The following is a 6680-nucleotide window of genomic DNA, read 5'->3' as shown; positions in this document are numbered from 1 at the left end:
TGGGAAGAGCGGCAGCGTAATCCGATCCGACGAGGCGGTCGGGGTCAGATTGATCCTCGCGGAGACGCACTCCGGTTCTCCCTTGAGCACGAGTTTTCTTTCCTTTATTTTCTGTATGATTGAACGGGTCAGGGCTTCGTTCGTCAGCTTTGCAAACGGCCTCACGAACTCGACCTGGCCTCCTGCGGCGTCCTTTGCGGACGGCGTCCGGAAGGAGGCGGGACCCGTATACCTCGCCGTGAAGAAGTCCTTGCGCGAGAACCCCGAAACGAATATCTTTCCGTCAGGTGCCAGGGCCCCTGACAAGGCACCCGACCAGGAACCCAGGTCGGTGTAGACGCTGCCTCCCCGTCCGAACGTGGTATCCAACGAACCGTCGGGTTGAACGCAGAGCGCGGCGATCTTTCCGTTGTTGTCTCCGACCAGGAGAGCTCGACCGTCGGGGAAGAGGGAGAGAGAACGGCCGTAATAGCGCTCCGACGATCCTCCTTTGACGCTCAAAAACTGTCGTCCGCCGTTACCGTAGGAGGGGCGTAGCTTTCCGCCCTCGTCCAGGCAGACCAACATCATCTTCCCCTCCGGCCCCCCGGAACCTCCAAGTAGAAGGGCTCCGTCGTTCGTCAGGGCTACGCTCCTGACATATTCGAGTCCCCCCTGATCCAACAAGAGCGTTCCGCCGTCCCCGAAGTTTGCGTCCAGGGCTCCGTCAGGAGTATAACAAGCCACGAAAATGTCCATGTCCTTGTTGTTCTTCGTAGAGCCATGTCCTGCCGCGAAGATGGTCCCGTCGTCCCGGACCGCCAGACTGTAGACGTCGGTTTTTCGACCGTCCAGATTGGTAACGACGACCCCGTCCGAGCCAAAGGATGGGTCCAGCTCCCCCGAGCTCAGGTAGCGGCACAGGACGACTCGATGGTCGAAACGGCCGATCTCCATTCGCCCTCCCAGCAGTATCTTTCCATCTTCCTGAAGGGCCATGGCCCTGCCCCAGCACTTGTGTTTTGTCTGAACGATGGAGGCTCCCGACTGTCCGAATGACTTGTCCAGCGTCCCGTTCGTCTCGAAGCGGAACAGGGCCGGGCGGTCGTCGACGGCCCCGCCTACGTAATATTTGCCGTCCGCAAGAGGGGCGATCTTATACCCGTAGGCCTGATATCCCGGATCGACCCGGCTGAGGCCCTGCCTTCCAAAAGACGTGTCCAACGTCCCGGAAGGCAGATATTTGGCCATGACGACCCCGCTGGCGTTTGTCTTTTCGTTGACGGAGGACCCCAGGACGATGAAGCTTCCATCGGGGAACACTGCCATGTCGTTGGGTTTGTCGTCCCCGGAAAAGTCGGTGCGGACGAAACCATGATGGCCGAAGGTCCCATCAAGGTCCCGGTCTCGCTGGGGCAACTCGTCCGGCTGGACGACCTCGGCGTAGCGGACCAGGATCATCTTGAGGTTATTGCTGGACCAGCCGTATTTTCCCGAGCTCCCGGCCACGAGGACCTTCCCGCCCCCTAAACTGGATACGGCACAGACCTTCTCGTCCGCACCGAGATCGGTCGAGAGCACGCCGTTGACCCCGAAGCTCTCCTGCATCGCCCCGTCGCTGCGGAAGCGCGCAAGCAGTATATCGTGTTTTTCGGGCCGTTTGTTGTTGCCGTACTGCCCTGCGATCAGAAGGCTCCCGTCCTCCAGCACGATCGCGTCCGTGCCCATCGATCCCAGGTCTCCGGTGTCGAGGAGCTTCTTCCCGTTATCCCCGAACTCTTCGTCGGGAGCTCCGTTTCCGAGGGTCTGAAACAGCGTGACGGTCCTGTTCTTATTCCCGGCCTTGATCGATTCCCCGACGAAAAGGATCGACCTGTTCCTGAGCTCGATCGCCTTGTTGAACCTGTCTCCCTTGCTTCCAAGGTCGATTTCCAGCGTCCCGGAATCCGCAAACGTGGCGTCCCTGGCCCCGCCGGGCGTGTATCGGGCTGCCAGTGCGTTGTAATTGCTCTGGTCGTCCGCGGTATAACCGCAGGCTATGATGGCCCCGTCCGCCTGCAACGTCAAAGACGTGTATTCCGAGTTTTCTTCGTCACTGTAGACCGCTCCATTCGACCCGAAGGAAGCGTCCGGGATCCCTCTGCGGTCGTATCGGGCGATCATCGCCCTTTTAAGGGACGCGGCCCTTCCCGATATCAGGACGGAGCCGTCGCTCAGGGGCACGATGGAGTCGATTTTTGACCGGGGCCCTAAGTCGGCGGAGACCACCCCGTTCTCCCCGTATCCCGCATCGATCGTCCCGTTTTTGTCGAATCGGACCAGCGCGATCCGCTCGCTTGTTTGCCCCGCAGGTCTCAACGTTCCTCCGACGACGATCGATCCGTCAACGCAGAGGCCCATGGCGGAGAGGGTGTCCGTGCCGCCGCTGTCGAACGAGGCGAGGCCGCCGTTCCCGAAGGACGGATCGGGCTCGCCCGTAGGCAGACACCGGATGACGATCATGTCGTTGTCCGCGGTCCCTCCGAACAGCAGTTTTCCATCCTTCTGGACGCAGAAACCTCCGGCCTCCGTATTCTTGGCCCCGTACTTGAACGAGACGACACCGTTTTTTCCGAAATCCGGGTCGAGACCCGCCTGCTGTGCCAGGGCCGTCCCTGTCATAAGGCAAACGCACACACAACAAGACAGCAGTTGCCAATCAAATTTTCTCAATTTCAAAGGATTCCTCCTCACTAAAATAAATCCTGAATCCGTCGGTGCTGCCTTTTAGGATACAGAACATTAATATAAATTTTATTCAACGAACTAGAATTATACCATAACCCATGTGTCCGCCCCCTTTCATCCTTGCCCAGGCCCCCAGAACGTCGAGGCGTTTTTGGTTGTATAATAAGGCAAATGAGAGTTTTGTCTATATAACTCTCACGGCTTTGGAGGTTCGTCCTTCGTTCGTCTTTCGGGTTCGGGCTTCAGGAAAGGAGCGGTTTGCATGGAAAAAAAGAAAAGGAGCGGGATCGCCCGGCTTCTGGAGATCGCCGGGCAGCGGCGCGGGCTGGTGACGCTCTCCTGCGCGCTCTCGGCGGTCAGTGCGGCACTGATGCTGGTGCCCTTTCTGAACGTGTACTTCATCCTGGGAGAGCTCTTGCAGCACGGGCTGTCTCCCGCGAACTCCGGCTTCTTCGTCCGTCAGGGGGCCGTCGCCTTCGGGGCCATGGCGCTGGGGTTCGTCGTGCGGTACGCCTCCCTGATGGCCTCGCATGTCGCCGCGTTCCGCATCCTGTACGGCATCCGATTGGGCCTGGCCCGCCACATCGGCAGGCTACCGCTGGGGTTCCTGTCGGGCACCACCATCGGCGCGGTCAAGAAGACGATGGAGCAGAACGTCGAGGACATCGAGCTCTTCGTCGCGCACAGGATTCCGGAGGTGGTCGATGCGGCGACCACGGTGCTCATCCTGGCGGGGGCGCTCTTCTTCCTCAGCGTGCCCCTGGCGCTGACCTGCGTCGGGGCGTTCGTCGCAGCCCTGGCCTTTCAGGGGTCCCTCTGGTTCGGGAAGAAGGGACGGGATAACCTGAAGGCGTACTACGACGCGCTGGAGCGGGTCAACGCCTCGGCGGTGCAGTACGTCCGCGGGATGCAGATCGTCAAGGTGTTCGGCCGCACCGTGCAGTCCTTCCGGAGCTTCTACGCCGACCTTCAGGACTACGGGAAGCTGTGCATCCAGTTCACCAACGCCTTTCAGAACGGCTACATCCTGTTTCGCGTGGTCGCCAACTCCTTCCTCGCCCTCCTGCTGCCCGTCGGCCTCCTGCTCCTTCGGGACGACCCGGCGGGCCAGGCCTTTGCGCTGACGTTCCTGTTCTTCGTGGTGATGGCGCCCGGCGCGGCGGCCCCCATGACGAGCCTGGCGATGCTGGCCATGCAGGGACGGCAGATCGACGAGGGCGTGGAGCGCATCGAGGCCGTGATGGACCGGAAGCCCGTGCCCGAACCCCAAAAGCCCAGGCGGCCCGACCGGTTCGACGTCGAGTTCCGGGACGTGAGCTTCTCCTACGATGCGGAGGGGCCGGAAAACGCAAACGCCGTCTCCACGCGAGCCCGCGCCCTGTCCTCCGTCTCCTTTCACGCGGAGGAGGGGCGCGTGACCGCTCTGGTCGGGCCTTCGGGCGGCGGAAAATCCACCGTCGCCAGCCTGATCCCGCGCTTCTGGGACGTGCGGGAGGGGGAAGGACAAATCCTCATCGGGGGCGTGGACGTCCGGGACATCCCGAACGAGGCGCTGATGGACACGGTGTCGTTCGTGTTTCAGGACAACTTCCTGTTCTTCGACTCCGTGATGAACAACATCCGGATCGGGCGGCCGGACGCGACGGACGACGAGGTGGTCGCCGCGGCGCGGGCCGCGCAGTGCCACGAGTTCATCGAGCGTCTCCCGAACGGGTACGACACCCTCATAGGTTCGGGCGGCGTCTACCTGTCCGGCGGGGAGGAACAGCGCGTCTGCATCGCCCGGGCCGTCCTGAAGAACGCGCCCATCCTGGTGCTGGACGAGGCGACGGCCTTCGCCGACCCGGAGAACGAGTTCGAGATTCAGAAGGCCCTGACCGAGCTCATCAAGGGCAAGACGGTGCTGGTGATCGCGCATCGGCTCTCCTCGATCCGAAAGGCCGATCAGATCCTGGTGCTGAACGAGGGGCGCCTCGCAGAACGAGGCCGTCACGAAGAGCTGCTGATGGCGGACGGCCTCTACGCCCGCATGTGGCGGGCCTACGTCGGAGCGGGGAGTTGGAAGCTCGGCGGGAACAGGAAGGGGGAAGTGGCATGAAGGACAGCCTGTTTCGGACCGTCACCATAGGGCACCCCGAGAAGCTGCGCAAGTCGGTCTTCTACACGATCGTGTCCTACCTGGTGAACGTCGTCCCGTTCGGCATCTCCATCGAGGTGGCCCGCACCGTGTTCACGGCCTGGTCGGCCGGCGGTGCTCCGGACATGGCGAAGCTGTGGGGGCTCTCCGCGTTCCTGCTCGTCTGGATGCTCGTGATGTTCGCGGCGGAGGTCCCGGCCTATCGGGCCTGCTACTGGGACGCCTACGAGGCCTCGGCCCAGGGGCGGGCCGAGCTGGCGGAGAAGCTGCGCAGGCTTCCGCTGGGCTACTTCGCCCGGCGCGACCCCGGTGACCTCGTGAACATGATCATGGGAGACTTCCTGCTGCTGGAGACTGCGATCTCCCACCAGGTGCCGCAGATGGTCGGGGGGCTCGTCCTGCCCGCCATCGCCTTCGTGGGCCTGTGCTTCTGGAACCCGCTCATGGCCGTCGCCATGTTCGTCTCGCTCCCCGCAGCGGCGCTGGTGCTCGCGCTCTCGACGAGGCTCCAGAACCGGCTGAGCCAAAAGCACATGAGGGCCAAGATCGACGCGGGGAACCGCATTCAGGAGTACATGAACGGCATCCGCGTCATCAAGGCCTACAACTTGACGGGCGGCCGCTTCGCCCGCCTGGAGAGCGCCTTCCGGAGCTTCATGAAGGAGAGCATCCGCATCGAGGCGGCTATGGGGCCCTTCGCGATGCTGGCGATCTCCATGATCCGCCTGGGACTCACCCTGATGATCGTGCTGGGCGTTCACCTGATGATCGGGGGGACGCTGGACCCCGTGACCTTCGTCGGTTTCCTCATCGTGGGGACGCGCGTGTACGACCCCCTGACGGCGGCGCTGCTCAACTTCTTCGTGTTCCGCTATTCCACGCTGGCCGGCAGGCGCATCCTGAGCCTGATGGAGGAGCCTGAGATGACCGGCGGGGGCGACGCGCCCGACCGCCACGACATCGAGCTGAAGAACGTCACGTTCGGCTACGGCGACGAGCCCGTGTTGCGGGACGTGAGCCTGACGTTCCCACAGGGGAGGCTGACCGCGCTGGTGGGCCCGTCGGGCTGCGGAAAGACGACCCTGATGAAGGTTATGGCCCGCTTCTACGACCCCCAGTCCGGGACGGTGCTCTTCGGCGGCGCGGACGAGCACGGGCTGGACCCGGAGAAGCTGATGCGGCGGATTTCCTTCGTGTTCCAGGACGTGTACCTGTTCCGGGACACGGTGCGGAACAACATCGCCTTCGGGCGCGAGGGGGCGACGGAGGCCGAGGTGGAGGAGGCGGCGAAGCGGGCCTGCGCGCACGACTTCATCCTACGCCTGCCCCAGGGGTACGACACGATGGTGGGGGAGGGCGGCTCCACCCTGTCGGGCGGCGAGAAGCAGCGGATCTCCATCGCCAGGGCGCTCCTGAAGGACGCGCCGGTCGTCCTGCTGGACGAGGCGACGGCGAGCCTGGACCCGGAGAACGAGGTGGAGGTGCAGCGGGCCGTCAACGCGCTGGTGGAGGGGCGCACCGTGGTGGTGATCGCCCACAAGCTGCGCACGGTCGAAAACGCGGACAACATCGTAGTGATGGAGGCAGGGCGCGTGGTGGACCAGGGTCGCCATGCGGAGCTCCTGGAGCGCGGCGGGCTGTACGCGCGGCTCTGGACGCTGCAAAACGAGTCCGTGGGCTGGAGCCTCACCGGGGACTGAGCGATGTCGCAGTTGGGCTGAGGGGGTCGGCCAGACGACCGGCTTCACGCAAGCCGATCTTTCGGGAGGATCGCGGCAGCCGGTCGGTCGGCTGAGCCGAAAGAGGACAATTTATACCAATTTGCGTTTAATACGGA

The 6680-nt window shown here is 63.2% G+C and carries 3 protein-coding genes; 2 read left to right on the top strand and 1 reads right to left on the bottom strand.

Annotation, left to right across the window (positions count from 1 at the left end; genetic code table 11):
* The coding region (locus tag SY1_RS09420) for a hypothetical protein (protein WP_208873586.1) at positions 1-2655 on the bottom strand (2655 nt) is incomplete at its 3' end.
* A gap of 313 nt (positions 2656-2968) precedes the next feature.
* On the opposite strand from SY1_RS09420, the gene SY1_RS09415 reads away from it, so the two are divergent.
* Positions 2969-4804 (top strand): ABC transporter ATP-binding protein, encoded by a 1836-nt coding sequence (locus tag SY1_RS09415; protein WP_015556875.1) that lies wholly within the window; start codon positions 2969-2971, stop codon positions 4802-4804.
* Complete coding sequence (locus SY1_RS09410; protein WP_015556874.1) at positions 4801-6543, top strand: ABC transporter ATP-binding protein; 1743 nt, start codon at positions 4801-4803, stop codon at positions 6541-6543. Before SY1_RS09415 ends, SY1_RS09410 begins: the two co-directional genes overlap by 4 nt.
* Positions 6544-6680: the final 137 nt, after the last annotated feature.

The organism is Fretibacterium fastidiosum (assembly GCF_000210715.1).
GTDB lineage: Bacteria > Synergistota > Synergistia > Synergistales > Aminobacteriaceae > Fretibacterium > Fretibacterium fastidiosum.
Note: the sequence above shows the minus strand (reverse complement) of the source record. Positions and strands in the feature narration are given on the sequence as shown.